General features: G+C 33.2%; 24 protein-coding genes. 16 read left to right on the top strand and 8 right to left on the bottom strand.

Annotated elements, in window-relative coordinates:
• Positions 1–66: 66 nt before the first annotated feature.
• Positions 67–3,468: an isoleucine--tRNA ligase gene (gene ileS / locus C8C83_RS10725; RefSeq protein ID WP_121328540.1), complete on the top strand. Its 3,402-nt coding sequence runs from the start codon at positions 67–69 to the stop codon at positions 3,466–3,468.
• Positions 3,469–3,477: 9 nt separating this feature from the next.
• Positions 3,478–3,858 carry a TraR/DksA C4-type zinc finger protein gene (locus tag C8C83_RS10730; protein WP_007807070.1) on the top strand — a complete coding sequence of 127 codons (381 nt, stop codon included), beginning with the start codon at positions 3,478–3,480 and terminating at the stop codon, positions 3,856–3,858.
• 250 nt (positions 3,859–4,108) lie between these two features.
• Here C8C83_RS10730 and C8C83_RS10735 read toward each other — a convergent pair whose 3' ends face one another.
• Together C8C83_RS10735 and C8C83_RS10740 are read right to left on the bottom strand one after the other, a co-directional pair.
• Positions 4,109–4,489, bottom strand: a complete 381-nt coding sequence (locus C8C83_RS10735; protein ID WP_099709822.1) for a hypothetical protein — start codon at positions 4,487–4,489, stop codon at positions 4,109–4,111.
• Between the two features lie 34 nt (positions 4,490–4,523).
• Positions 4,524–4,880: a roadblock/LC7 domain-containing protein gene (locus C8C83_RS10740; protein ID WP_099709821.1), complete on the bottom strand. Its 357-nt coding sequence runs from the start codon at positions 4,878–4,880 to the stop codon at positions 4,524–4,526.
• 179 nt (positions 4,881–5,059) lie between these two features.
• Here C8C83_RS10740 and C8C83_RS10745 point away from each other — a divergent pair, with 179 nt between their 5' ends.
• The 7 genes from C8C83_RS10745 to C8C83_RS10775 all read left to right on the top strand — a co-directional run bounded on the left by C8C83_RS10745 (position 5,060) and on the right by C8C83_RS10775 (position 15,958).
• Positions 5,060–5,275: a hypothetical protein gene (locus C8C83_RS10745; protein ID WP_121328542.1), complete on the top strand. Its 216-nt coding sequence runs from the start codon at positions 5,060–5,062 to the stop codon at positions 5,273–5,275.
• Positions 5,276–5,396: 121 nt separating this feature from the next.
• Positions 5,397–5,999: a lipoprotein signal peptidase gene (locus tag C8C83_RS10750; RefSeq protein WP_121328544.1), complete on the top strand. Its 603-nt coding sequence runs from the start codon at positions 5,397–5,399 to the stop codon at positions 5,997–5,999.
• A gap of 156 nt (positions 6,000–6,155) precedes the next feature.
• Positions 6,156–9,311, top strand: coding sequence for a UvrD-helicase domain-containing protein (locus C8C83_RS10755; RefSeq protein ID WP_121330019.1), 3,156 nt, complete (start codon positions 6,156–6,158; stop codon positions 9,309–9,311).
• Between the two features lie 80 nt (positions 9,312–9,391).
• A complete protein-coding gene (gene kbl / locus C8C83_RS10760; protein WP_121328546.1) occupies positions 9,392–10,585 on the top strand; it encodes a glycine C-acetyltransferase in 1,194 nt (397 codons plus the stop codon).
• 113 nt (positions 10,586–10,698) lie between these two features.
• Complete coding sequence (locus C8C83_RS10765; protein WP_121328548.1) at positions 10,699–12,162, top strand: OmpA family protein; 1,464 nt, start codon at positions 10,699–10,701, stop codon at positions 12,160–12,162.
• Positions 12,163–12,225: 63 nt separating this feature from the next.
• Entirely contained in the window at positions 12,226–14,991 is a 2,766-nt protein-coding gene (locus C8C83_RS10770; RefSeq protein ID WP_121328550.1) for a PD-(D/E)XK nuclease family protein, read from the top strand.
• 292 nt (positions 14,992–15,283) lie between these two features.
• Positions 15,284–15,958 carry an ATP-binding cassette domain-containing protein gene (locus C8C83_RS10775; protein WP_121328554.1) on the top strand — a complete coding sequence of 225 codons (675 nt, stop codon included), beginning with the start codon at positions 15,284–15,286 and terminating at the stop codon, positions 15,956–15,958.
• Positions 15,959–15,965: 7 nt separating this feature from the next.
• Here C8C83_RS10775 and C8C83_RS27220 read toward each other — a convergent pair whose 3' ends face one another.
• Positions 15,966–16,109 carry a hypothetical protein gene (locus C8C83_RS27220; protein ID WP_158598149.1) on the bottom strand — a complete coding sequence of 48 codons (144 nt, stop codon included), beginning with the start codon at positions 16,107–16,109 and terminating at the stop codon, positions 15,966–15,968.
• Positions 16,110–16,397: 288 nt separating this feature from the next.
• On the opposite strand from C8C83_RS27220, the gene C8C83_RS10780 reads away from it, so the two are divergent.
• The gene (locus C8C83_RS10780) at positions 16,398–16,718 is read left to right on the top strand and encodes a hypothetical protein (protein ID WP_121328555.1); all 321 of its coding nucleotides are present in this window, start codon (positions 16,398–16,400) and stop codon (positions 16,716–16,718) included.
• 19 nt (positions 16,719–16,737) lie between these two features.
• Positions 16,738–17,112: a hypothetical protein gene (locus C8C83_RS10785; protein ID WP_121328556.1), complete on the top strand. Its 375-nt coding sequence runs from the start codon at positions 16,738–16,740 to the stop codon at positions 17,110–17,112.
• A 70-nt stretch (positions 17,113–17,182) separates the two neighbouring features.
• On the opposite strand, the gene C8C83_RS10790 is transcribed toward C8C83_RS10785, so the two are convergent.
• Together C8C83_RS10790 and C8C83_RS10795 are read right to left on the bottom strand one after the other, a co-directional pair.
• Complete coding sequence (locus tag C8C83_RS10790) at positions 17,183–17,959, bottom strand: alpha/beta hydrolase (protein WP_121328557.1); 777 nt, start codon at positions 17,957–17,959, stop codon at positions 17,183–17,185.
• A gap of 163 nt (positions 17,960–18,122) precedes the next feature.
• Positions 18,123–18,926, bottom strand: a complete 804-nt coding sequence (locus C8C83_RS10795; protein ID WP_121328558.1) for a TIGR00266 family protein — start codon at positions 18,924–18,926, stop codon at positions 18,123–18,125.
• Positions 18,927–19,103: 177 nt separating this feature from the next.
• Between C8C83_RS10795 and C8C83_RS10800 the strand changes: the two genes are divergently transcribed.
• Together C8C83_RS10800 and C8C83_RS10805 are read left to right on the top strand one after the other, a co-directional pair.
• Positions 19,104–19,460, top strand: a complete 357-nt coding sequence (locus C8C83_RS10800) for a hypothetical protein (RefSeq protein ID WP_042565526.1) — start codon at positions 19,104–19,106, stop codon at positions 19,458–19,460.
• Between the two features lie 88 nt (positions 19,461–19,548).
• Entirely contained in the window at positions 19,549–20,067 is a 519-nt protein-coding gene (locus C8C83_RS10805; RefSeq protein ID WP_099709807.1) for a ferritin, read from the top strand.
• 56 nt (positions 20,068–20,123) lie between these two features.
• Here C8C83_RS10805 and C8C83_RS10810 read toward each other — a convergent pair whose 3' ends face one another.
• Positions 20,124–21,023, bottom strand: a complete 900-nt coding sequence (locus tag C8C83_RS10810) for an alpha/beta fold hydrolase (RefSeq protein WP_121328559.1) — start codon at positions 21,021–21,023, stop codon at positions 20,124–20,126.
• A 7-nt stretch (positions 21,024–21,030) separates the two neighbouring features.
• A complete protein-coding gene (locus tag C8C83_RS10815; RefSeq protein WP_121328560.1) occupies positions 21,031–22,323 on the bottom strand; it encodes an aminopeptidase P family protein in 1,293 nt (430 codons plus the stop codon).
• Between the two features lie 507 nt (positions 22,324–22,830).
• Here C8C83_RS10815 and C8C83_RS10820 point away from each other — a divergent pair.
• From C8C83_RS10820 to C8C83_RS10830, 3 genes are all read left to right on the top strand, one after another.
• Positions 22,831–23,316, top strand: a complete 486-nt coding sequence (locus C8C83_RS10820; RefSeq protein ID WP_121328561.1) for a hypothetical protein — start codon at positions 22,831–22,833, stop codon at positions 23,314–23,316.
• A 21-nt stretch (positions 23,317–23,337) separates the two neighbouring features.
• A complete protein-coding gene (locus C8C83_RS10825; protein ID WP_233566049.1) occupies positions 23,338–23,973 on the top strand; it encodes a hypothetical protein in 636 nt (211 codons plus the stop codon).
• A gap of 163 nt (positions 23,974–24,136) precedes the next feature.
• Positions 24,137–25,525: an ATP-binding protein gene (locus tag C8C83_RS10830; RefSeq protein WP_121328562.1), complete on the top strand. Its 1,389-nt coding sequence runs from the start codon at positions 24,137–24,139 to the stop codon at positions 25,523–25,525.
• Between the two features lie 129 nt (positions 25,526–25,654).
• Here the strand turns inward: C8C83_RS10830 and C8C83_RS10835 are convergent, their stop codons facing one another.
• Positions 25,655–26,062 carry a helix-turn-helix transcriptional regulator gene (locus tag C8C83_RS10835; protein WP_121328564.1) on the bottom strand — a complete coding sequence of 136 codons (408 nt, stop codon included), beginning with the start codon at positions 26,060–26,062 and terminating at the stop codon, positions 25,655–25,657.
• Positions 26,063–26,276 lie beyond the last annotated feature (214 nt).

Genomic DNA, 26,276 nt, shown 5'->3' on the forward strand with positions numbered 1-26,276 from the left:
TAAAGAAATTGATGGTCAATAATCCAAAATTCCTTACTTTCGCACCTCGTTTAAGAAAAGGATAAAATGAGCACAAAATTTACTGAATACAAAGGACTTGACTTGCCAACAGTAGCAACAGAAGTACTTGATTTTTGGAAGAAAGAAAATATATTTGAAAAGAGTGTAACTACTCGCGAAGGAGCAGAGCCTTTCGTATTTTTTGAAGGTCCGCCTTCAGCAAATGGTTTACCGGGAATTCACCACGTGATGGCACGTGCGATTAAAGATATTTTTTGCAGATATAAAACTCAAAAAGGTTTTCAGGTAAAAAGAAAAGCCGGTTGGGATACTCACGGTTTGCCTGTAGAATTAGGTACTGAGAAAGAACTTGGAATTACAAAAGAAGATATTGGTAAAACAATTTCTATCGAAGAATATAACGAAGCGTGTAAAAAAACCGTAATGCGTTATACGGACGTATGGAATGATTTGACCGAAAAAATGGGATATTGGGTAGATATGGAAGATCCATATGTTACTTATAAACCAAAATATATGGAGTCTGTTTGGTGGCTTTTGAAACAAATCTACGATAAAGGTTTGTTGTACAAAGGATATACAATTCAGCCTTATTCTCCAAAAGCCGGAACAGGATTGTCTTCTCACGAAGTAAATCAGCCTGGAGCTTATAGAGATGTTACAGATACTACGATTGTAGCGCAATTCAAAACTTTGCCGGAAACTTTGCCAAGCTTTTTACAAGGTTTTGGTGATATTCATATTTTGGCTTGGACGACAACTCCTTGGACATTGCCATCAAATACAGCTTTGACAGTTGGGCCAAAAATCGATTATGTTTTAGTGAAAACATTCAATCAATATACTTTTGAGCCAATCAATGTTGTTTTAGCTAAAAACTTAGTTGGAAAACAATTCGGAAAAGGATTTTTTGCAAGCGAAGACGATGCTGATTTTGATAATGTAAAAGAAGGAGATAAAAAACTTCCGTACAAAATTTTAGCAGAAGCAAAAGGTATTGATTTAGTAGAAATTCGTTACGAACAATTATTACCGTACGTATTACCTTATCAAAATGCTGAGAACGCATTTAGAGTAATTGCCGGAGATTTCGTTACAACAGAAGATGGAACCGGAGTTGTACATACTGCTCCAACTTTTGGTGCTGATGATGCTAAAGTAGCAAAAGAAGCTAAGCCGGAAGTACCGCCAATGTTGGTTTTGGACGAAAGTGGAACACCAGTTCCATTAGTAGATTTACAAGGAAAATTCACTTCACATTTGGGTGATTTAGCTGGTAAATACGTGAAAAACGAATATTATGATGCAGGACAAGCGCCAGAGCGTTCTGTTGATGTTGAAATTGCTATTCGATTAAAAGAAGAAAATAAAGCCTTTAAGGTTGAAAAATACGTACATAGTTATCCACACAGTTGGAGAACTGATGAGCCGTTATTATATTATCCACTAGACTCTTGGTTCATTAAAGTAACCGATGTAAAAGATAGAATGTTCGACCTGAACGAAACTATCAATTGGAAGCCTAAGTCTACTGGTGAAGGACGTTTTGGAAATTGGTTGAAAAATGCCAACGACTGGAACTTATCTCGTTCTAGATATTGGGGTATTCCGTTGCCAATTTGGAGAACTGAAGACAAAAAAGAAGAAGTTCTTATTGGTTCTGTAGAAGAATTGTACAATGCGATCGAAAAATCTATCGAAGCAGGTTTTCAAAAAGAAAATCCGTTTAAAGGTTTTGAAATCGGAAATATGGCTGAATCAAATTATGATTTAATTGATTTACATAAAAATGTAGTTGATCAAATTACTTTGGTTTCGGCTTCCGGACAACCAATGAAACGCGAAAGTGATTTAATTGATGTTTGGTTTGATTCTGGAGCAATGCCTTATGCACAATGGCATTATCCTTTTGAAAACAAAGATAAAATTGACGAGAATAAAGATTTTCCAGCGAACTTTATCGCTGAAGGTGTCGATCAGACTCGTGGATGGTTTTATACCTTACACGCAATCGGAACTTTGGTTTTTGATAAAGTAGCTTATAAAAATGTAGTTTCGAATGGTTTAGTTTTAGATAAAGACGGAATAAAAATGTCTAAAAGTAAAGGGAACACTATTGATCCTTTTAAAACTATTGAAGAATACGGTCCTGATGCCACACGTTGGTATATGATCATGAATGCGAATCCTTGGGACAACTTAAAGTTTGATCTTGACGGAATTGCTGAGGTTCGTCGTAAATTCTTTGGAACATTATATAACACTTATTCATTCTTTTCATTATATGCCAATATCGATGGGTTTAAATACGCTGAAGCGGAAATTCCGTTAAACGAAAGACCAGAAATCGATCAGTGGATTATATCAGAACTACATTCATTAGTGAAATTTGTAGATGAATGTTATGAAGATTACGAGCCAACTAAAGCAACAAGAGCAATTTCTGACTTCGTTCAGGAAAACTTAAGTAACTGGTACGTTCGTTTATGTCGTCGTCGTTTCTGGAAAGGTGAATATGCTCATGATAAAATTGCAGCTTACCAAACGCTTTATACTTGTCTGTTAACGATCAGTAAATTAAGCGCTCCGGTCGCTCCATTTTTCATGGATAAATTGTACCGAGATTTAACAAGTTCAACAGGAACTGAGCAATATAGCAGTGTTCACTTGGCTGAGTTTCCAAAATTTGTCGAAAACTTTGTTAATAAAACGTTAGAGAGCAAAATGCAGAAAGCGCAAACTATCTCATCTTTGGTTTTATCGCTTCGTAAAAAGGAAATGATTAAAGTACGTCAACCTCTACAAAAGGTAATGATTCCAGTACTTGACGAGAATCAGAGAGCTGAAATTTTAGCGATTTCTGATCTTGTAAAAGCGGAAGTAAACGTTAAAGAAATTATACTTTTAGACGATGATTCTGGTATTTTGGTGAAGCAGATAAAGCCTAATTTTAAAGCACTTGGACCACGTTTTGGTAAAGATATGGGTCTGATTTCCAAAGAAATACAATCTTTTTCGGCAGATCAGATTAATCAGTTAGACAAGCAAGGGACGTTAGATATTGTTATTGCTGGAAATAATGTAACTTTATCATTAGAAGACGTCGAAATAACATCGCAGGATATTGAAGGTTGGTTGGTTGCAAATTCAAACGGAATTACAGTTGCGCTTGATATTACAATCTCGGAAGAACTGAAAAACGAAGGAATCGCCAGAGAATTGGTAAACAGGATTCAAAACATCCGTAAAGATTCCGGATTTGAAGTTACCGATAAAATTAAAGTTCAAATAAATAGAAACGGTATCTTAGAAGATGCAGTTCTAAAAAATGAAGACTATATTAAGTCTGAGACATTAACAGATGATTTGGTTTTTGTGGACGCTTTAGAAAACGGCACAGAAATTGAGTTTGATGATATTAAAACATTGATATTAATTTCAAAATAATATAATACCATGATAGATGAAATTACAAGATACTCTGATGCTGATTTAGCAGAGTTCAAAGAAATAATTCAAAATAAAATACAAAAAGCACAAGCCGATCTGGATTTAATAAAAAGTGCTTACATGAACGATTTGAATAACGGAACAGATGATACTTCTCCAACTTTTAAAGCATTTGAAGAAGGAAGCGAAACAATGTCTAAAGAAGCAAACTCTCAGTTAGCAATTAGACAAGAAAAGTTTATACGCGACTTAAAAAACGCGCTATTCCGTGTTGAAAACAAAACGTACGGTATTTGCAAAGTAACAGGTAAATTAATTGGCAAAGAAAGGCTTAAAATCGTTCCTCATGCTACAATGAGTATCGAGGCTAAAAACTTGCAACGATAATCTACTTCTAAATACAAATAAGCGCTCCTTTTAGGGGCGTTTTTTTTTGTTTAATGTTTTGCGAAACTGTTTAAAGATTGAGTCTTTTTATTTTGAGAGAAATTATTTATAATTATTCAAAATAAGATAAAATTTTAGACTTATTATTTGTAAGAAGATCGAAAAGCAGGAAGGTTGAGGTTGGAAAAGTATATTTTAATTAGAACTACTCATAATCTGAGCAGTTCTAATTAATAAAAAATAAAGTTTATTACGCTAGGTTTTTCTCTAAGTCTAATTTATGTTTTCTTAAAATAGCTCTTGTCATTCCTAAATTTGCTTTAGTAGAATCTGCTGCAAGGTAAATCATGAATTTTTTGTTAGGAGAAATGTCGATAATATGAATTTGATTTGATAATGTGATCAAAATATCTTCGATTTCCTGATTTAAATTTAAGGCTTTTACAGCGCTTAATTTTGCTTTTACAACTTCAAGGTTGTAAGCTGCAGCAAGTTCAGGGTCAAAACCTGGATCTATTGTTAGATTTCCAAAGCTTAGTCCTGATTCAATTTCGGTTACAGCTACTGCAATAAAGCCGTTTACGTTAGTTTTCATTTCATTTAAAAACACGTTTAAGAAGTCGTTACTCATAGTTTAGTGGGTTTGTTGGGTTAATAGATTTATGTTATTTTAATAGGGAATTCTTGCTGAGTTCGGCTGCGACTTCATCTGTTGAACGCATTAATAAGCCCAGATTGCTTCCGTCTCTGGAAAAAGCAATTATAAAATTTGTGCCGCTTATTTTATTTCCAATTACTACTCCTTCAGAGGTTTTCAGGAAGAGTTGTTTTAGTGCTCCCTTATCTAAGTCGATCAAGAATTTTTCGCTCATAGATAAGATTGCTGCGCTCATTGCTGCAATACTGTCTCCATAATCCAGATGAAGAGAAGTGATTAGTTTTCCTTTTCCATTTAGAATTAATGCAGCGCTGGATTTTGTGTTCACTAAAAAATCGTTCAATGTGGTTGTGATTTCATTCATAATTTGTAGGATTTAGGAGAGTGATTAAAAATAATTCGTTTTTGTATGTTTGGTGTGATAAATATAGCTTTTTTAGCTAAACAAATGTTAATTTTTATTAACAAATTTAAATTAATTTATGTATCATTGTAATACCCAATTGTTAATGATTTATTTATTCACTATAAACAACTTGTACTATGGCTAAAGTATTGAAATTTAAAGAGGTGAACTCTGATGTTGAGAGTAGAATGAAAGAATTTGAAAAAATACGAATCAAGTTCAAAGCTGATGTTAAAAAGGCTGAGGCTAAAAAAGCAACTGCCGGAAAAGAAGGTAAAGGATTGCTTAAGTCGATATCGGATTTCTTTGCAGATAGTCCAAAAGCATCGGCTAAACCAGCTGTTAAAAATTAGAACATATCATAGAATTAAACCTGAACAATATAGATATGGTTTTATTACAAAAGAATTAACGCTCCATAAGGGGCGTTTTTTTTGATTAAATTGTTACTTTTGCGCATCAAAAAATTTTAAAATGACATTACGAAAAGCGTATTTCCTTATATTCTTAGTTTTAATTGTTGATCAGCTTTCAAAAATCTATGTGAAAACAAACTTTGTTTTAGGTGACGAGTATCCTGTTTTTAGTTGGTTTAAGATTCATTTTATTGAAAATGAAGGAATGGCTTGGGGAACAAAGATTCCCGGGGAATATGGTAAATTGATTTTGACAGTTTTTAGGATCTTCGCCGTTTTCGGAATTGGGTATTGGTTAGCCGATGCGATAAAAAAACGTCATTCTACTTATTTGATAGTTGCTATTGCACTAATCTTTGCCGGTGCAGCAGGAAATATTATTGATTCTGTTTTTTACGGAGTAATTTTTGACGACAGTACACATAATCTGGCAACACTTTTTTCGCCAACTCCATACGGATCATGGTTTCATGGATTGGTAGTAGATATGTTTTATTTCCCTATTTGGGAAGGGAATCTGCCAACTTGGTTGCCAGTTTTTGGAGGTAAACATTTTGCTTTTTTCAATGCAATTTTCAATGTAGCCGATATGGCAATTTCAACAGGAGTTGGAATCTTGCTGGTTTTCAATAAAAGAGCATTCCCAAAAACACAGAATTAGTTTTTTAAAATTCCAATCCCGAAACTTCGGGACATGATATATTCCAAATTCCAATATTTGAAGCGTTCATTGCTTGCAGATATTGGAATTTGCAATTTTGCATAATTGGGTTTTAATATTTATTGTGTTATTTTTACCGTACGAAAAACCAAACTTATGCAAAGTCCGTCTTTCTCTATATATGATGCATCTGCAGGATCGGGAAAGACCTATACATTGGTTAAGGAATATCTCAAAATTATTCTTTCGTCTCCCAAAAATGATGCTTATCGAAATATTCTCGCCATAACTTTTACCAACAAAGCGGTTCATGAAATGAAAAGCCGTATTGTTGGAAGTCTGTCTGAGTTTGCCAAAGACGAGCCTTCTGCGAAAGCAGTTGATTTAATGGAAGATTTGTCTCGTGATACGGGATTTTCTGTAATTAAAATCAAAACTAAATCGCAAAGTATTATAAAGCATCTTATTCATAATTATGCTGCTTTTGATATTTCTACAATCGACAAATTCACACACAAAGTAATACGTGCTTTTGCGCACGATCTAAATTTGCCAATGACTTTTGAAGTTACATTGGATACAGAAAATTTACTTATCGAAGCCGTTGATGCAATTATCGCTCAGGCGGGACAAGATGAAACTTTGACAAAGTTGTTGATTGATTTCACGATGGAGAAAACCGATGACGATAAAAGTTGGGATGTTTCGCGTGAAATTTTAGAAACAGGAAGATTGGTTTTAAATGAAAATAACCGAAATGAGATTTTGCATTTTCAGGATAAATCGATCGAAGAGTTTGTTGAGATAAAAAAGAAAATGCTGATTTTGTGTAAAGATCTCGAATCTGAGAATGAAAATTTTGCAACAGAAGCACTTTCTTTAATTGATAAAAACGGAATTGATTTGAAGTCTTTTTCCAGAGGAACCTTTCCAAATCATTTAGAAAGTATTCGCGATGGGAAATTTAATCCTCGAAATAAAACATTTCATGAATTCGATGATATTGCTATTAATAAAACGGCGAAAGACCGTGCTTTAATCGAAAATATAATTCCGGAACTGCTTCATATTCTGGAGAAAATTTATAAAAATTTCGAAAAAAGAGATTTTTATAAAGCCTTTCTAAAAAATATAACGCCGCTTTCTTTGCTGAATACCGTTAGTAACGAGTTGGCGAAAATTCAATCAGAACAAAATGTTTTATCTATTTCTGAATTTAATGCTATAATTCATAATGAAATTCAGAATCAGCCAGCGCCTTTTATTTATGAGCGTTTAGGAGAGAAATATCGTCATTTTTTTATTGATGAATTTCAGGATACTTCCGAGATGCAGTGGCAAAATTTGATTCCGCTTATTCATAACTCACTTTCTGGTGAAGATGATTTTGGAAACAAAGGAACTTTGATGATTGTTGGAGATCCAAAACAGTCTATTTATCGATGGAGAGGAGGAAAGGCTGAGCAGTTTATTGAATTGGGGAAAGAGGAAACTTCTTTTTTTAATCACGAAAAAGTAGTTAAACATCTCGATACAAATTATAGAAGTTACAGCGAAGTTATTGATTTTAATAATGCCTTTTTTAAGTTAATGGCGGCTGAATTTTCTAATGAAGATTATAAGGATTTATATGAAAATCATAGTTTTCAGAATTCAAATTCGAAAAAAGGCGGTTATGTAAATATTTCTTTTCTTCCAATAATTGAAAAAAATGATGGAGACGACGAAGAAGTAGTTGAAAAATCAGATTTGTATGTTTTAGCAACTTTAAATACAATTCAAAAAGTAGTTCGTGAGGGTTTTGAATATAAAGACATTGTAATTCTAACTCGGAAAAGAGATCAGGGAATTGCAATTGCCAATTATTTGACAGAACAGAATATTCCGCTTTTGTCTTCGGAAACCCTGATGATTCAAAATGCGACAGAAGTTCGCTTGATTGTTTATTTGTTGAAGTATCTAAATAATAGCGCCGATTTAGAATCGAAAGCTAATTTCTTGCATTTTTTGGCAACGCATAAAGAAACGAATATGTCAATTCACGATTTCATCGCGATGGGAATGGCAAAGAAATTTGAAGCGGATTTTGAAAAATGGCTTTTGACTTTTGACGTTTCACTTTCTTTTGAAGATGTTCGGAAAAAGTCATTGTATGAAGCTGTTGAGATTATCATTTCGAAGTTTGTGCTTCCGTCAGAAGGAAATGCATATATTCAGTTCTTTTTGGATATTGTTCTGGAAAGAGATATTAGAAACCAGGCTGGAATAGCTGATTTTTTATATTTTTGGGATAAAAACGGAGAGCGATTTAGTATTCCTTCCCCAGAAGGGAATAATGCTGTTCGAATTATGACTATTCACAAATCAAAAGGTTTGGAATTTCCTGTGGTTATTATGCCTTTTGCAGAAGAAGATTACAATCGGAAACCGAAAGATAAATTGTGGTTAGATACAGAAGATGCAGGTTTGGATATTCCAAAAGCATTAATTGATAATAGTAGTGCGGTCGAAGGTTTTGGAGAAAGTGCTTCGGCAGTTTTTAATCTAAAGAAACAAGAGGAATTACTTGATAATGTCAATGTTTTGTATGTTGCTTTAACTCGTGCAGAAGAACAATTGTATGTGATTTCTCAATCGATAAAAGAACGAAAAGATGGTGATTTTCCATATAATATGGCTTCTTTCTTTATTAAATATTTAATTAGCGAAGGGGTTTATGATTCGGAAAAGTTAGAATATGATTTCGGAAATAAAACAAGACTTTCGGTTTCAAGTAAATCTGTTGATTTGGTAAAACCGATTCCTGTAGTTTCTGAAGTTTTGAATCCGAAGAATATAAAAATTGCGCAGCGAGAAGCTTTAATGTGGGGAACGCATCAGCAAGAAGCAATATCTTATGGAAATGTAGTGCACGAGATTTTGGCTTTTGTCAAAGATAAATCTGATGTGGATTTGGCAATTACAAAAGCACTGGAAAATGGTTTGATAAAAGTTGACCAGGTAGAGATGGTTTTAAAAACACTTCAGGAAATTGTAAATCATTCGGATTTGAGTTTTTGTTTTGATGGAAATCTTTCGGTTTTAAACGAACAGACAATAGTTCAAAAGGAAGGAAAAATTTTAAAACCGGACAGGATTGTATTGACGAAGAATAATGAAGCTTATCTTTTGGATTATAAAACCGGAGCGGTTAATTCTAAATATGCACAGCAACTTCAGGAATATCAAGACGCTATTGAAGATTTAGGGTACAAAGTGTTAAAAAAAGCGCTGGTATATATAGGAACAGAAATCGATGTAGTAAATTTGTGAAGAAATTAATCAGATGTTAAAGGATTAGCGAGGTTTTTGTGCCTTAAAGTGTTAATATTTAACGTTTTAAATATATTAAAATGTACGGTAAAATTAAAGAGCATTTGCAAAGTGAGTTGCAAACTATTGAAGAAAATGGAATTTTCAAAAAAGAACGTATCATAACATCTGCACAAGATGCTGAAATTACGATTTCTACAGGAGAGAAGGTTTTGAACTTTTGTGCTAATAATTATTTAGGACTCTCTTCTCACCCGGAAGTTATTCAGGCGGCAAAAGATGCTATGGATACACACGGTTTCGGAATGTCGTCAGTTCGTTTTATTTGTGGAACGCAGGATATTCATAAAACTTTGGAGAAAAAGATCTCTGATTTTTATGGTACAGAAGATACGATTCTTTATGCAGCTGCATTTGATGCAAATGGTGGAGTTTTCGAACCTTTGTTAGGAGAGAACGATGCTATTATTTCGGATAGTTTAAATCACGCTTCTATTATAGATGGTGTTCGTTTGTGTAAAGCGGCTCGTTACCGATATGAAAACAGTAACATGGAAGATCTGGAACAACAGCTTATTAAAGCTAATGAAGCCGGATCACGTTTTAAATTAATTGTTACTGATGGAGTTTTCTCTATGGACGGTCTTGTGGCACCATTGGATAAAATTTGTGATTTAGCAGATAAATATGATGCAATGGTTATGGTTGACGAATGTCATGCAGCCGGATTTATAGGTGCTACTGGAAAAGGTACGCTTGAAGCAAAAGGTGTAATGGGACGAGTAGACATTATAACAGGGACTCTTGGTAAAGCTCTTGGTGGTGCTATGGGAGGTTATACAACAGCTAAGAAAGAAATTATTGAATTGTTGCGTCAACGTTCAAGGCCATATTTGTTTTCGAATTCACTTGCGCCTGCAATTGTTGGTGCTTCTATTAAGGTTTTTGAGCTTTTAGAAAAAGATACAACATTAAGAGATAAACTAGAGTGGAATACAAACTACTTTAAAGAAGGAATGAAAAAAGCCGGATTTGATATTATTGATGGAGACTCGGCAATTGTACCTGTTATGTTATATGATGCAAAATTATCACAAACGATGGCAAACGAACTTTTGAAGCAGGGAATATATGTAATAGGATTCTTTTTTCCGGTTGTGCCAAAAGAAAAGGCAAGAATCAGAGTTCAGTTGTCAGCGGCGCATACAAAAGAACATTTGGACAAGGCTATAAACGCCTTTGTATCAGTGGGGCAAATGTTAAAAGTTATATAATTCCCACTTTGGTGAAATTTTTGTAGGTTTTTTTTAACATTTCATTTTGTATTTAAAAAATTTGGTGTTACTTTTGCTTGTAATTAACTAAATTGTAATTAAAAAAATTAAGTATGAAACATCTTAACAAACTTTTAGTTGCTGTGATGATGGTGATGGGTTTAAGTTCTCACGCACAAGACAGTAACAATCCATGGGCTATCTCATTTGGAGTTAATGCAGTTGATACAAGAACAAGTTCTGGTGCAGGACATGGTTTCTTCGATCAACACTTTTCTCAGCCATTCGCTGTAAAAGACAACTGGAACATCCTTCCTTCTTTATCTTACATTGGAGTAAGTAGATATGTTGGACACGGTTTCTCTGTTGGTTTACAAGGGTCTGTAAACAAAATTGATAAATATGTTACTTTTAATCCAAAGGATCCAGCTCATGACAACAGAGGTAATGTTGTAACTAATCCTGGTGACTTAATGTATTATGGTATTGATGCTGCTGTAAAGTATAGCTTCCAAGAATTAATCCATTCTAAAGTAGTTGATCCTTCGTTATCTGTTGGTGGAGGTTATACTTTCTTTGGTGATAGTAGCTACGGAACAGTTAACCCAGGTGCTGGTGTTACTTTCTGGTTTACAGATGCTATTGGTCTTGAACTTGCTACAAAATACAAATGGGCTGTTAGTGGTGACAGACAAGATGCTGCTGGTGTTCCAGACGCTCCATCTCACTTCCAACACACTGCAGGTCTAGTTTTCAAATTCGGAGGTAAAGATACTGACGGAGACGGAATCTACGATAAAGATGATGCTTGTCCAGATGTTGCTGGTTTAAAACAATTCAACGGATGTCCTGATACTGACGGAGACGGAATCGTTGATGCTTCTGACGCTTGTCCAGATGTATTTGGTTTAGCTGCATTAAACGGATGTCCTGATACTGACGGAGACGGAATTGCTGATAAAGATGACGCTTGTCCAGATGTTGCTGGTTTAGCTGCTTTAAAAGGTTGTCCTGATACTGACGGTGATGGTATCGCTGACAAAGATGACAAATGTCCTACAGTTGCTGGTCCTAAAGAAAATGGTGGTTGTCCTTTCTTAGACGCTGACAAAGACGGTGTTGCTGATAAAGATGATGATTGTCCTACAGTTTACGGTCCTGCTTCAAACAGAGGATGTCCAGAAGTAACTTCTGAAGCTTTAGAAGATCTTAAAGTTCAAGCTAGAGCGGTTTACTTTAACTCAGGAAAAGCTACTTTCAAAACAGGAGACAAAGAAACTCCAGCTAGATTAGATGCAATTAAAGAAATCCTTAAAAACTATCCAAACGCGAAATTCTCTATTGAAGGACACACAGATAGTACAGGTTCTGCAAAAATCAACCAAAAACTTTCTGAAGAGAGAGCTGCTGCGGTTAAAAATGCATTAATCGAAAGAGGTGTTAATCCAGAAAACTTAGAGTCTAAAGGATTTGGATCTTCTCAACCAGTTGCAAGTAACAAAACTGCTGCAGGTAAAGCACAAAACAGAAGAACAGAAATTAGACACATTGGTTCTAAATACCAAGGTAAAATCTAATTTACTTTCTAAATAAATACTAAAAGCCATTCTTAATTGAATGGCTTTTTTTATTTTTATCAAATGATAAATATTTCTTTTCTCGAAAAAATTGCTGCCGTTGTAATTCAGGATTATTCTGCAAAACTTGCTGATACAACTATTATTTTGCCAAATAAAAGAGCTAAAGTTTTTTTAATAGAAGCATTGAAAAAAGAAACTAAAACAACAATTCTTGCTCCTGAAATTGTTAGTATTGAAGATTTTGTACAAGATGTTGCATCGATTAGATCAATAGACTCGATTGAACTTTTATTTGAGTTTTACGAAGTTTATCTTTCCATTACAGAAAAACAACATCAACAATCATTTGAGTTATTTGCGAATTGGGCTAAGACGCTTTTGCAGGATTTTAATGAGATTGATCGTTATCTTTTAGAACCGTCTCATGTTTTGTCTTACTTAAAAGACATAGAAGATATTAAAAAATGGGGTATCGAGGTCGAAAACAAAACACAACTTCTGGAGAATTATATTGACTTCTGGAAACTTTTGCCTTTGTATTATGATTCGCTATACAATCATTTGCTGAATAAAGCAATTGGATATCAAGGTTTGATTTACAGAGAAGCTGTGAATAATTTAAACCATTTTTCGGATACTGTTTCAAACAAGGCTTTTATTTTTGCAGGTTTTAATGCCTTAAATGCTGCCGAAGAAAGAATTGTACAACATCTTTTGGCACTCGATCAGGCGAAAATTTATTGGGATGTTGATCAGACTTTTCTAAATGATCCTTATCACGATGCAGGACTTTTTGTTCGCCGTTTTAAAGAAAGCTGGAAACATTATAAATCAAATCATTTTGAATGGATTGTAGATGACTTTTCGCAGTCTAAAAATATTCAGGTTATTGGAACTCCCAAAACTATTGGTCAGGCAAAGTTGGCAGGGAGTATTATTGAAAATATAATCAATAATGATCCATCGACTTCTCTTGATAAAGTTGCGATTGTACTTGGTGAAGAAAATCTGTTACTACCTGTTTTGTACGCATTGCCGGCTTCGGTTGGAGCATTGAATATTACAATGGGATATTCCGGCAAGAATAATCCATCCCAAATATTAATTGCGAAATTGTTTAAAATGCATACTAATGCACTTTCCCGAAAAGGAGATAGTTATGTTTTTTATTATAAAGATGTGCTGGATATTTTGACGCATCCTTTGATCGAACCTTATGCGAAAGCAAATAATCTGGTGAAGATTATCAAAGAGAATAACTACACATTCATTACGCATAATCGGATTGTGGAACTTAACTCAAGTCCTTCGGTTTTGTTTGGTGTATTATTTAAGAAATGGGAAAATGGATCAATGGCAGTTTTAGAAAATATCTCTGCACTTTTACTTTTAATAAAAGAGAATTTCAGCAATGATAATGAAGAAGAAAAAATTGCAAAAGCATTTGTTTTCTCTGTTTTCAAAGTAATTAACAAACTTATTAATTATTATTCGCAGCATCACTATATTGATAATATTGATACGCTGCATGCTATTTATAAACAGATTATAGATGTCGCCGAAGTTTCTTTTGAAGGAGAGCCTTTGCATGGTTTACAGATAATGGGAGTTTTGGAAAGTCGTGTTCTTGATTTTGATACTGTTATTGTAACTTCTATGAATGAAGGGAAGTTCCCGGCGGGAAAATCTCAGAATTCATTTATACCTTATGATGTAAAACGCGAATTGGGTTTGCCAACTTTTAAAGAAAAAGATGCTATTTATACCTATCACTTTTATCATTTATTGCAAAGGGCAAAAAATATTTATCTTATTTATAATACGGAGAATGATGGATTGGATGCTGGAGAACGAAGCCGTTTTATCACACAGTTGGAAGTAGAAAAGCAAAGAAATCATAATCTTACATTTGATATTTACAATCCGATTTTGCCAACAATGGCATATCAGCCAATGATAATTCCGAAGTCAGAAGCGGTTATGGAACGTTTGAAAGAAATTGCTAATGCCGGTTTCTCACCTTCTGCATTGACAAGTTATATTCGGAATCCGATTGATTTTTATTTTCAAAAAATACTCCGAATCCGGGAAGTTGAAGAGGTTGAAGAAAATATTGCGTTAAACACTTTGGGAACCATAATTCACGAAACTTTAAAATCGTTGTATGAGCCTTTTATCGGTAAGTTTATTTCTGAAGCCGATATTTCAAATTGCTTTAAATTATTAGATGATGAAGTTTTAAGACAATTTAAATTGGTGTATAAAGAAGGTGAAATCAAGAAAGGACGTAATCTTTTGGCTTTTGAAGTTGCAAAACGAAATGTTTCTAATTTTCTGAGAATGGAGTTAGAAGAAATCAAGAATGGTGATGCAATTAAAATCATAGCTTTAGAGAAAACATTCGAACGAGAATTAAATCATCCAAAATTGCCTTTTCCTGTTCTTATAAAGGGAAATGTTGACAGAATCGAGTTACGTAACGGAAAAATAAGAATTATCGATTATAAGACCGGAAAAGTAGAAAAGACGAATGTTATATTGAAATCATGGAACGGATTGACTCAGGAGCTTAAAAACGATAAAATTATTCAGGTTCTGGCTTATGCCTTTATGTTTGAACAAGAAGCTGGAGAAGTTCCTGTTGAAGTTGGAATTATTTCGTTTAAAAATCTAAAATCCGGATTTTTGCCGTTTGGGTTTAAAGAAGATAAAGAATTAAACTCGGTTGTTGGAAAAGAAATCTTAAACAATTACATAGAAGAAATTGTAATATTGTTGAAGGAGATTTTTGATATGAACATCCCTTTTGAAGAAAAAACAGACTAATGATTAGAAAACTTAATAATATATTCGAATTTTTTAAATCCACTTTAGTGATTAATTTGGTTGTTTGTGCTGTGGCTGTTTTGTTTGGTGGCTTTGATTATTTCTTTGTTTATTTTTTGAGCTTTGGTTTTTTTATGAGTATTGGTTTTAAAGAACTTTATCGAAAAAACGAGTATTTATTTTACACCAATAATGGGCTTACAAAAATACAGATGTTGATTTTTAGTTATCTGCTGACTTGTTGTGTGACAATTGTAATTGGTCTAATTATTTTTCTAACAAAGACATTATTTTGAAAAAACATATTTTTGAAGTTGACGGAATCCAAAAACGTTTTAATGAAAGAGTGATACTTTCAGATGTTTATCTGAAATGCGAAACTTCAGATATCATAGGTTTGTTTGGTCGCAATGGTTCTGGGAAATCTACTTTACTGAAGATTATTTTTGGGCTTGTTTCTGCTCCGGGAAAGTGTATCAGGATTGATGGCGTTTCAAAGAATAATTCTGCCAATTTATCGAATCAAATTAGTTATTTGCCCCAGGAACAATCTGTGCCAAATCATTTGTCTGTAAAAAAGGTAATTTCGCTTTCAATCGATAAACAAAATAGAACGATTTTTTGCGATGATGAATTTATTCAATCTGTTTTAGAGAAGAAAATTGGACATTTGTCTAGTGGAGAACTTCGGTATCTGGAAATTAAAATGGTACTTTTTAATCCCGCAAAATTTATTTTGCTTGACGAACCATACAATGGATTGTCTCCCGTAATGGTCGAAGTTGTTAACGAAATGATCAAAGCAAATTCGATTAAAAAAGGAATTATTATAACTGATCATAATTACCAAAGTATAATCAAAATTGCAACTCAGCTAGTTTTGATTAAAGAAGGTAAGACACATGTTTTGAAGGAAAAGAGCGAACTTGTAGATAAAGGATATTTGACAACTTCTGCTTTTTTATAGATGGTTTTTAGCTAAATATTTTTTTGAAAAAACCTTTCTTTTGGTTTTCTTCCATGTTTGATGTATTTATGCTTCCGTTTTCAAAACGAAATCTTCTAAATTTCATCAGTTTTACATTTAAGTCAAAGCGTAATTCTTCTACAGTTTTCATTGGGCTAATTTTTTTTGCAAATCTATGAAAAACTTACGCTAAACAAGAGTTAAGATAAATACGGCGATAGTAATTAAATTATCTGAATGATATTGTTCTGTTTTTAGAGAGATATTCTTTTTTTATTGCAATTTTTTATATTTTATATTTTAAAAATAAAGAAACATTGTGTGATAAATAAAAGTAGGTCAAACGGTTACGTGTGCCTTTTTTTTAACAAGTGTTTATCGGACAATTATATTTTTTAAAAATATCTTTGGCCATTCCCTTAAAAAATAAAATAACAATATGATTGATCTAAATGCACTTGTTGAAGAGACCGGAGCCGAGTCTGGATTGAGTTTTAATATAGATGGAGTTTTGCTTGAATCAGTTAATTTGGAATATGACGGAAATGTTGCCGCAATGATTGGAATGATCTTAAAAATGTGTTTAGAAATGTCTGAAGATGTTAATAATGGAGATCTTAAACAAGTTATGATTAAGAATCGAGAAGGCATTGTGGTTGCTAATAAAGACGAAGAGGACAATTGTGTTGCCTTACTTTCTAAAGATATAAGTAAAATGGGTCTTTTGCTGCGCAAGATGGATACTGTTTTCAATAATTAATTTAAACCATAATTTAAACATGTCAGATTTTTTACAGAATTTTCAAAATGACTTAAAAGAAAACATTAACGGATTCATTGCAGTTTCGGTAACTGAGGTTGAAACAGGAATGTCTTATTGTTCACTTTCTTTAAATCCAAATTTTGATCCGGAATTAGCATCTGCTTATAATCTGGAAGTTGTAAAAGCAAAATTAAACGCAATTAAAGCGTTGGGATTAGATCAAAAAATCAATGATATCTTAATTACACTATCAGATCAAATACATATTATTGATGTTTCTGAAGATGGTAAATATTTTATTTATTTAGCGGTTGATTCTAGTAAAGCAAATCTTGGTTTAACAAGAGCAACGTTGGCTAAATTTAAAAAAGACATTATTTCAAAGCTTTAATTTTGCCCCCACAAAATGAGAAAAGGCCGTTTCAATAGTATTTTGAAATGGCCTTTTTGTCTTATTTGATCTATTGAAAAAAGTCTAATAAAATAGCTTTTAATTCTTCTTTGTTTTCAATGTGACTCATGTGTCCATCATCAAATGAGACAAGTTCAGCGGTTGTGTCTTCTATTTGAGAAATGCTTTCGTTGTAATTTAAAACAGGATCTTCTTTTCCTAAAATCAACAAAACCGGAAATAGATTTCTCTGTAAAAGAGCTTCTCTGTCTTTTCTGATTTTCATTCCTTCAAGCGAAGCAACAATTCCTTGTAACGGAGTTTTTAGCGCTTGTACTTTTACCTTTTCGATTTCATCGGCCAATCGTGTTCTGTTGTTTTCGCTAAACAAATTTCCAATTGCCAGACTAACAAAGTTTATAGCATTTTGTTTAACGGCTTTAATGGCGCGAGTTCTGTTTAATTTCTTTTCGTGAGTATCTTCTCTGGAAGTTGAATTCAATAAAACTAGTTTCTGAATGTTATTTGGGAATAATTCGGCGAAAGCCAAACCAACATATCCGCCCATAGAATGTCCGAGAATAGTTGCTTTTTCGATTTTTAAATGTTTCAAAACTTCCTGAACAGCATTTGCATTATCTTCCATTGCATGAACATATCCCAAACAATCAGATTCGCCATGGCCTAATAAATCAATTGTAATTACGCGATGTTTTTCTGAAAACAAAGTAACATATTCCTGCCACATTTTTTTGTTTTCCAGAAAGCCATGAAGCAATACAATTGCAGTTCCGGAACCTGAATCAGTATAAGATATTTTGGTGTTTTTGTAGAGAATGTTTTTCAAAATGGTATTTTAAATTTAAAGTGCAAAGATAAGGAGGTTAAACCATATAAGAAATATAAGTTCATTTTAGACAAGATTGTGGACGAAGCTTTAACTTAAATTTTCTGAAATTACTTATATGGTTAAAAAAAGGCCTTCATTTCTGAAGGCCGTTCTGTAAAAATTAAAATCGGTTATCGCCATCTAAAAGATTTCCTAATCTGCCAAGAAGACTGCCTTCGTCGCGGCTGTTTCCGCCAGATCTTGGTGCCGATGCAATAATGCGGTCAGCGAGTCTGGAGAATGGCAAGGACTGTATGTAAACCGTTCCAGGACCTTTTAAAGAGGCATAAAATAATCCTTCGCCGCCAAAAATAGAATTCTTGATTCCGCCAATAAATTCAATATCATAATCTACATCTTTGGTAAAACCAATAATACATCCCGTATCTACTTTAAGGACTTCGCCATGACCCAACACTTTTTTTGCCATTGTTCCGCCAGAATGTACAAATGCCATTCCGTCTCCTTCAAGTTTCTGCATAATAAAACCTTCACCACCAAATAAACCGCGTCCTAGTTTCTGCGAAAATTCTATTCCGACAGAAACGCCTTTGGCAGCACATAAGAAGGAGCTTTTTTGGCAAATAAACTTGCCTTGAAATTCTCTTAAATCAATCGGAAGGATTTTTCCGGGATATGGCGATGCAAATGAAACTTTACTTTTGCTGTTGCCTTGGTTTAAAAATGCTGTCATAAACAAGCTTTCGCCGGTAAGAACTCTTTTACCTGCATTTAAAAGTTTGCCAAACAAACCTGTTTCCTGTTGCTGAGAACCGTCTCCAAATATGGTTTCCATCTGGATATTGTTTTCCATCATCATAAAACTGCCAGCTTCGGCAATTACAATTTCCTGTGGGTCCAGTTCTATTTCAACATACTGCATTTCTTCTCCAAAAATCTGATAATCTATTTCGTGTGCCTGCATGATTTTTAAGTTTTTTGTTTTAAAATTAGACTAATAGTTCTGTAGAATGTTACAAATTTTAGTGTACTTGAGCTGTTTTTAAGAACATTAAAAGATTTTGTTATTTTAAATTAGTCTTAATTATGTTTTTTATTGCTTTAAATTCTATATTTTTGCATCGTTATATATTTTATCAGAATGGCATTAGTTAGTGATTTGACCACCAAAGTATTATTTGAAACCGAAAAAGGATACAGTTATCAATGTGATTTGACCAATAGTATAATTATCAATTTTGTTGATACGGTGTCAAGTTATAAAATTCATGATTTTTTGATTTTTCAAAGAAAGGTTAATAGCGTTGACATTCTTAACATGCTTTATGACTTATCTGATCAGTCAGATGCACAGTTGATTGAAACTACCAAAAGAAATTTTTCCAGAAACCTTACTATCTGCGAAATAGTGCAGTTAAGAGATCTATTAAACGGAACAAAATTTACCCTTACTTTACATTCTTTGCTTTGTAATACTGTCAATGTAGAGCTTATTTAGATTCTTACTTAGATTAAATCCAAATTTTCAGGCGTTTAGGGCTGCCTTCTTTAATTTTTGTAATTTTACATAGATAAAAACAAAGATTATGAAAGATTTACTAAGAACAAGTACTTCATTAGTTGAAGGAATCGAAAATATATTGAACTTACAGGCAAAATTAGAAAGCGATGCTTCTAATAAATATTTAGCTATGGCTGCATGGTTAGATAGAAATGGTTATGCAAATACAGCATCTTATATGTACAAGCAAGCCGAAGAAGAAAGAGAGCACTTTCTAAAAGTTTTCAAATATATTACAGACATGGGAGGGATTGCAGTTACGCCATCTGTTCCGGAAGTGCAGCAAGAATTTGCTTCTTTTAGAGAAGTATTTGAAATTGCTTTGCAAAACGAAATTGCAGTTACTCAGGCAATCAATAAAGTAATCGCAAAATGTAGAGCTGAGAATGATTATGCTACAGAAGATTTTATGATGTGGTATGTGGCTGAGCAAAGAGAAGAGGAGAAAAACGCAAGAAGAGCTTTAGAGCTTTTTGAACTAATCAACGGAAACGAAGCTGACGGCAAATTCCAATTGGATGTTCAGATTTCAAAAATCGGATAAATATCGATTTATATAAAAAAACAAAGCCCTTAATACTATTAAGGGCTTTGTTTTTTTTATGATTTTAAAAAGGAATTAACATCCGTAAAATACTTTTCTTTTGCGTCAAGCCATCCGTAATGCCTGCAATTTTCAAGTAAGATTAGTTTTGAATTTGGAAAGGTTTTATTCGCCAATTCTCCAATTTGATTGCTAATTACATCTTCTTTTCCCTGAATAATCAGAACAGGATTTTTGAAGGTTTTCAGCTTTGCTTTACAATCAAATTTGATTTTTTGCATATCATCCCAAAGTAATCCGTTTATTTTAGAATTTCCTTGTGTTAATCTTTCTGCGATAATTGGAACATATTTCTGGTCGTAAACATAAGCTGGCGCCAAAGCTCTTCCTCGGCCAAGTGCGGCTGTGTGTGAAGTGTCGCCTTTTGCAATTTTAGCATTCCAATAATCCAAAGAATCTTTTTCGACTTTAGTCAAATTTCTTTCGATAAGATTTTCTGTTTTCAGCAAAGTCAAATCAACTCCGCCAGACGATGAAAGAACTAATTTATTAATGCTATTTGGATAAATTGTCGCATAATAAGACGCCAACATTCCGCCAAAAGAATGTCCAAGAATATTCCATTTTTTAATTTTCAGATGTTTTCTTAAAGACTCAATATCATCCGCCATTATTTTCATCGAAATAGTTTTGGAATTCAGCGCTGTTAATTTTGATTTACCGGTTCCGCGTTGATCATAAATAATAGTTTCCTGAGTTTCGGCCAGAGTTTTAGCCATACTTTCAAAACCATTACTGTTCATTCCCGGACCGCCATTGATGATCAAAAGTGGTTCGCCTTTTCCGAATACTTTATAATACGTTTTACTCGAATCATTGTTTGTCGAATAACCTTCGGTTTGAGCAAAAGTGTTTCCAAAAACCATTAGGAAAACCAGTAGAAAAATCTGTTTCATTATGGAATTATGAGTTCATTAAGCTTTCGATTTCATCAACTTCAATTGGAATATTGCGCATCAAGTTAAAAGGTTCTCCTTTTTCCTGAACGACAACATTGTCTTCTAAACGAATTCCGAATTTCTCCTCCGGAATATAAATTCCAGGTTCAACCGTAAAAACCATATTGGCTTTCATAGGTTCGTGAAGCAATCCATAATCGTGCGTGTCAAGTCCCATGTGGTGAGAAGTTCCGTGCATGAAATATTTTTTGTAAGCTGGCCATTCCGGGTTTTCGTTCTGAACATCGGCTTTATCGATTAATCCTAAACCAAGTAATTCCGAAGTCATGATTTTACCAACTTCAATATGATATTGTTTCCAAAGAGTTCCGGGAGCCAACATTTTTGTAGCTTCATTTTTAACTCTTAAAACAGCATTATAAACTGCTTTTTGACGCTCAGAAAATCTTCCCGAAACCGGAATCGTTCTCGTCATATCGCTTGAATAATTTGCATATTCTGCCGCAACGTCTAACAAAATTAAATCTCCGGCTTTACATTGCTGATTGTTTTCGATATAATGCAAAACATTCGCATTATTTCCCGAAGCAATAATTGGTGTATAAGCAAAACCTTTAGAACGGTTACGGATGAATTCGTGAATCAATTCAGCTTCGATTTCGTATTCAGTAACATTTGGTTTCACGAATGATAGTAATCTACGAAAACCTTTCTCAGTAATATCACATGCTTGCTGAATCAAATCGATTTCTTCGCTTTCTTTTACAGAACGAATGCGTTGTAAAATCGGATTGCTTTTAGCCACATTATGCGCTGGATAACGTTCTTTCCACCATTTTACAAAACGAGCTTCGCGAGTTTCAGTTTCAACAGTTGCGCGATAATGTTCGTTTGTGTTAATGTACATCGTATCTGCATACGTCATCATTTCGTTCAAAACTTTATGAAAATCCTGCAACCAATAAACCGTTCTAATTCCCGAAACCTGAAAAGCACGTTCTTTACTTAGTTTTTCACCTTCCCAAACCGCGATATGATCGTTAGTTTCTTTCAGGAAAAGAATTTCTTTTTGGCTTTCATAAGGCGCATCCGGAAACAAAAGCAAAATACTTTCTTCCTGATCAACACCACTTAGATAAAAAATATCTCTGTGTTGTGCAAACGGCAAAGTACTATCTGCGCTAACTGGGTAAATGTCATTTGAGTTAAAAACGGCAACCGAATTAGGTTTCATTTCTGCCGTGAATTTTCTGCGATTTTTTACAAAAAGAGCGCTGTTTATTTGATGATATTTCATAATAATGTGAGTTTTGAACTTCGAATTTCAAAATTAGTGATTTTTGAATAAGTGACGTACAGTTGCTTTATTAAAGTTTTCTTATTTGTTGGAGATTTTTTCTCTCGCAGATTTTGCAGATTCGGCAGATTTTTTATTTGTATGATTTTGTTATTTTAAATAGTTCCGCAAAGTAAACCTAACAGGTTTTTAAAACCTGTTAGGTTTGTCGAATCTATTTTTTACTACAATTTTGTCATTTCGAAGAATGAGAAATCACACTAGAAACTCTACAATCAAAGTCGCCAATCTTTGTTGAATCCCGCGTGTGATTTCTCCTCTGTCGAAATGATAATATTGCGAAAATCTTGGGAACTTAGAATCTCAGAACCTTAGAATCTCAATCCCTCACGTGAACTCGGTTTCATAAAGAAATTTATTGTTTTCTCTAGAAGAATAAAAACATTTTGTTGATTCTGGTATTTTGTATATTGGTGGTCTTTAATAATTTTAATACTAAAGAATCATATGGGATTTAATTTTTCGGGAATTGCAATAAATAAAAACTATAAAGACAAATTCGAAGAACTTCAGGAAGAATTGGGATGGACATTGGAAAAAACAGAAGAAATTGACTTTGTAACGGCATCATCTAATTGGAAAGAAGAAGGTATTTGTGATGTAAGTTTTTGTGAAAATGGCACAATATTATTTGTCAATATGGATTTGTGCACAAGATCGTATGGAATTGAAAATGTGAATACTTTTACTTTTGCGCTTTCAGAAACTTCAATGGCATTTTATCTGGGGTATTGTGAAAATGGAGAAGAAAAGCGAGTAATTATGGAATTTGAAGATGATAGAATGACAAATGAAGGAGAAAAACTTGATGTTGAAGATTATGCTGAGGATACTTCTGAAATTATTTGGAAACAACTTGGTGTAGTTTTGGGAGAAAAATTCTGGGAACTTGCAGATAATGAAAAGGCTTACAGATATGTTTTTTCTAAATAAGATTAATTTATAATTTGAAACATGGCAAAAATTAACAATTCAATCTTAAATGGTTTAAAAGAAATTGAAAAGGAAGCTAAGAAAAATATCACCGAAGATTTAGAAGAATCAGAAAATGAAACCTACCGTGCTTTTTATGATTTATGGAAAAATCAGGATAGAAAAGACAATATCAATTTGATGTTTGAAGATTTGAAATCGAACGTTGATACTTATTGGTTTGCTGAAAAATATAATAATGATGTTCAAAAAAGTTTCAATATGATTTATTTTGAACATGGCGGTTTGTATGGCGGAGAATTAGAAGCTTTTGCAATTGATTTTGATGATTCTGGTTCAGAATTACAAGAGCTTAAAATAATGGATGATCGTATGGAATATTTAGATAATATTTCCTGTTTACCAGCTTTTGTTTCGCCTACATTATATCATTTAACTGAGAACATTCAAGGAGAAGAAGATAACTTTGACGACTTTCTTGATGTTAATAATATTTATGAACTCTTTGAAGCAACAGCATTAATAGAAATGAATAAATTATTTGAAAGAGCAGATCAGGAAAATTTATTTGAAAAACTAAACTTGAAAAAACCGTTTTATTTAGCCGTTGCAGAACATGATGCGGGAGCGCCTAAATTAATTTATGTAATAGAATAAAGAGAATACAGCCTTAATCCCTCACGCCAACTCAGTTTCATAAGAAATTTATTATTGATACGGTTTTCAATTGTGGTATTTCGTATATTGGTCTTCTAATAGAAAAAGTGAAATTTTTTTAATAATGTATTAATGAAAGTTAATTTAAAAAAATGCTAAAATAATGATAGAAACAGTAGAGATAACTGATGAGCAAAAGGATAAAATTCTTCTTTTAAGTGAAAACCATTTTAACGATCTGAAATCAAAAGACATTTCACCAGCTAAATTAACCAAAACAATTTCAGCTTTTTCTAATGCAGTTGGAGGAGATCTTTATATTGGTATAGACGAAAATGATGTTGATGGAAAAAAAGTAAGAAGTTGGAGAGGTTTTGCCGATGAAGAAGAAGCAAATGGACATATTCAAATTTTTGAAAAATTGTTTCCTGTTGGGGATTATTATTCATATTCATTTCTTTCAAATGTAAAAGAAACTGGTCTAGTTTTACAAGTATCCGTTAAAAAGACTCTTCATATAGTTACTGCATCTGATGGAAGTGTTTACAAAAGACGTTCGGCACAAAGTTTAAAACTTACAACTGAAGCAGAATTAAAAAGACTTGAATTGGATAAAGGATTAGCAAGTTTTGAAGATATTTCATTAAATATACCTTTAGAATCAGTTACTGATTCATATATAATATATGAGTTTATGACAGAAGTTGTTCCAACTATTGAGCCTCTTCCTTGGTTGAGGAAACAATTGTTAATAAGAAATAATCTTCCAACCGTTGCGGCGAACTTATTGTATTCAGATATCCCTCAGGCTGCATTGCCAAAACAAAGCGGAATAAAAATATATCGTTATAAGACTAAAGATGCAGAGGGAGCAAGAGAAAGTCTTGTTTTTGATCCAATATCAATTGAAGGGCCAATTTATAATCAAATATATGAAGCGGTTGCAACAACTAAACGAATAATTGAAGAAGAGAAAGTTCTTAGGGAAACGGGATTAGAAGATTTACGATATCCAGATAAGGCTCTTCATGAAATTACGACAAACGCTGTTTTACATAGAGATTACAGTTTAGCTTCTGATATACATATAAGAATATTTGATAATCGAATCGAAATATTGAGTCCAGGTTCGCTTCCTGGTCATGTTACTGAAGCGAATATTTTAGATGAACAATTTGCGAGAAATGGAAATCTTGTTCGTCTGGTAAATAAGTTTCCAAACCCACCAAATAAAGATGTTGGAGAGGGATTAAACACGGCATTTAATGAAGTAAGTGAATTAAGACTCAAAAAACCGATCATTAAAGAGCTTGATAATGCTGTTATAGTCATAATTAGCCATGAGCCACTTGCTTCGCCAGAAAAAATAGTAATGGAGTATTTGGAGACAAATTTCGAAATTCATAACAAAACGGCAAGAGAATTGACAGGAATAAAATCACCTGACTCAATGAAAAGCGTATTTTATAAATTACGAGATAAAGGGTTGCTAGAAAAAAATCCTGATTTAACAAAAAATGGAATAAACTCTACATGGATTAAAAAGGAGTAAATATTATTACGTATAAAATCTGTACAATAGCGCGAATTTGCAATCCGTGCCCGGAACAATAATCAAATCCATAAAAAAACCGAAGCCATAAAACTTCGGTTTTTTTATAAAATATATCGTTCTAAAAAATTATTTCTTATCAAGTAACTTTTCTAAAAGAGCAACTTTTTCTTTTTCAGCTTCAACCAATCTTTCATAAAGTTTTTCATTTTTATCAAAAGCTTCAAGAAGTTTATCAAATGGATTAAAAGTGCAACCTAAATTAATTGCAGAAGAAGCATTGTCGTTATATGTATTTCCAATAATATTAAAAACAGCATCTTCAGAAAAGTTTTTTATTATTTCAGGCGTAACTCCTAATGCTTCGGCAATTGCTTTAAGTTTTTCGTCGTCAACGCTTTCGCTTCCTTCAATACTCGAGATGGTTTGTTGACTTACGCCAATCGAAATCGCAAGTGCTTCCTGTTTCATATCTCTAAGCTCTCTAATTCGGCTTATGTTGCGCCCAATATGTTTTGGTTTTATTTCTGTGCTCATAGTTCAAAGATATTTAAAATTCTGTTACCATTTTGGTTTTGGTAGAAAACAAGTCTTGGTTTGTGAGATACATTTTGTAAATTGTTTCCGATATTATAAAATTTGATTTTTCTTACTATCGCGTTAAACCCGACAGGTTTTTAAAACCTGTCGGGTTTAGAAAATTAAAGATGAATGAGAGTTTTTAGATATCTATAAATAAATTATAGGAAAG

This window comes from Flavobacterium sp. 90 (genome assembly GCF_004339525.1).
Taxonomy (GTDB): Bacteria; Bacteroidota; Bacteroidia; order Flavobacteriales; family Flavobacteriaceae; genus Flavobacterium.

Coding starts and splice junctions, on each gene's coding strand:
- C8C83_RS10765 (WP_121328548.1), top strand. CDS start 10,699: ATGAAACATCTTAACAAACTTTTAGTTGCTGTGATGATGGTGATGGGT.
- C8C83_RS10730 (WP_007807070.1), top strand. CDS start 3,478: ATGATAGATGAAATTACAAGATACTCTGATGCTGATTTAGCAGAGTTC.
- C8C83_RS10745 (WP_121328542.1), top strand. CDS start 5,060: ATGGCTAAAGTATTGAAATTTAAAGAGGTGAACTCTGATGTTGAGAGT.
- kbl (WP_121328546.1), top strand. CDS start 9,392: ATGTACGGTAAAATTAAAGAGCATTTGCAAAGTGAGTTGCAAACTATT.
- C8C83_RS10755 (WP_121330019.1), top strand. CDS start 6,156: ATGCAAAGTCCGTCTTTCTCTATATATGATGCATCTGCAGGATCGGGA.
- C8C83_RS10750 (WP_121328544.1), top strand. CDS start 5,397: ATGACATTACGAAAAGCGTATTTCCTTATATTCTTAGTTTTAATTGTT.
- C8C83_RS10835 (WP_121328564.1), bottom strand. CDS start 26,062: ATGAGCACAGAAATAAAACCAAAACATATTGGGCGCAACATAAGCCGA.
- C8C83_RS10820 (WP_121328561.1), top strand. CDS start 22,831: ATGGGATTTAATTTTTCGGGAATTGCAATAAATAAAAACTATAAAGAC.
- C8C83_RS10815 (WP_121328560.1), bottom strand. CDS start 22,323: ATGAAATATCATCAAATAAACAGCGCTCTTTTTGTAAAAAATCGCAGA.
- C8C83_RS10785 (WP_121328556.1), top strand. CDS start 16,738: ATGTCAGATTTTTTACAGAATTTTCAAAATGACTTAAAAGAAAACATT.
- C8C83_RS10830 (WP_121328562.1), top strand. CDS start 24,137: ATGATAGAAACAGTAGAGATAACTGATGAGCAAAAGGATAAAATTCTT.
- C8C83_RS10770 (WP_121328550.1), top strand. CDS start 12,226: ATGATAAATATTTCTTTTCTCGAAAAAATTGCTGCCGTTGTAATTCAG.
- C8C83_RS10780 (WP_121328555.1), top strand. CDS start 16,398: ATGATTGATCTAAATGCACTTGTTGAAGAGACCGGAGCCGAGTCTGGA.
- ileS (WP_121328540.1), top strand. CDS start 67: ATGAGCACAAAATTTACTGAATACAAAGGACTTGACTTGCCAACAGTA.
- C8C83_RS10800 (WP_042565526.1), top strand. CDS start 19,104: ATGGCATTAGTTAGTGATTTGACCACCAAAGTATTATTTGAAACCGAA.
- C8C83_RS27220 (WP_158598149.1), bottom strand. CDS start 16,109: ATGAAAACTGTAGAAGAATTACGCTTTGACTTAAATGTAAAACTGATG.
- C8C83_RS10805 (WP_099709807.1), top strand. CDS start 19,549: ATGAAAGATTTACTAAGAACAAGTACTTCATTAGTTGAAGGAATCGAA.
- C8C83_RS10740 (WP_099709821.1), bottom strand. CDS start 4,880: ATGAATGAAATCACAACCACATTGAACGATTTTTTAGTGAACACAAAA.
- C8C83_RS10810 (WP_121328559.1), bottom strand. CDS start 21,023: ATGAAACAGATTTTTCTACTGGTTTTCCTAATGGTTTTTGGAAACACT.
- C8C83_RS10825 (WP_233566049.1), top strand. CDS start 23,338: ATGGCAAAAATTAACAATTCAATCTTAAATGGTTTAAAAGAAATTGAA.
- C8C83_RS10795 (WP_121328558.1), bottom strand. CDS start 18,926: ATGCAGGCACACGAAATAGATTATCAGATTTTTGGAGAAGAAATGCAG.
- C8C83_RS10735 (WP_099709822.1), bottom strand. CDS start 4,489: ATGAGTAACGACTTCTTAAACGTGTTTTTAAATGAAATGAAAACTAAC.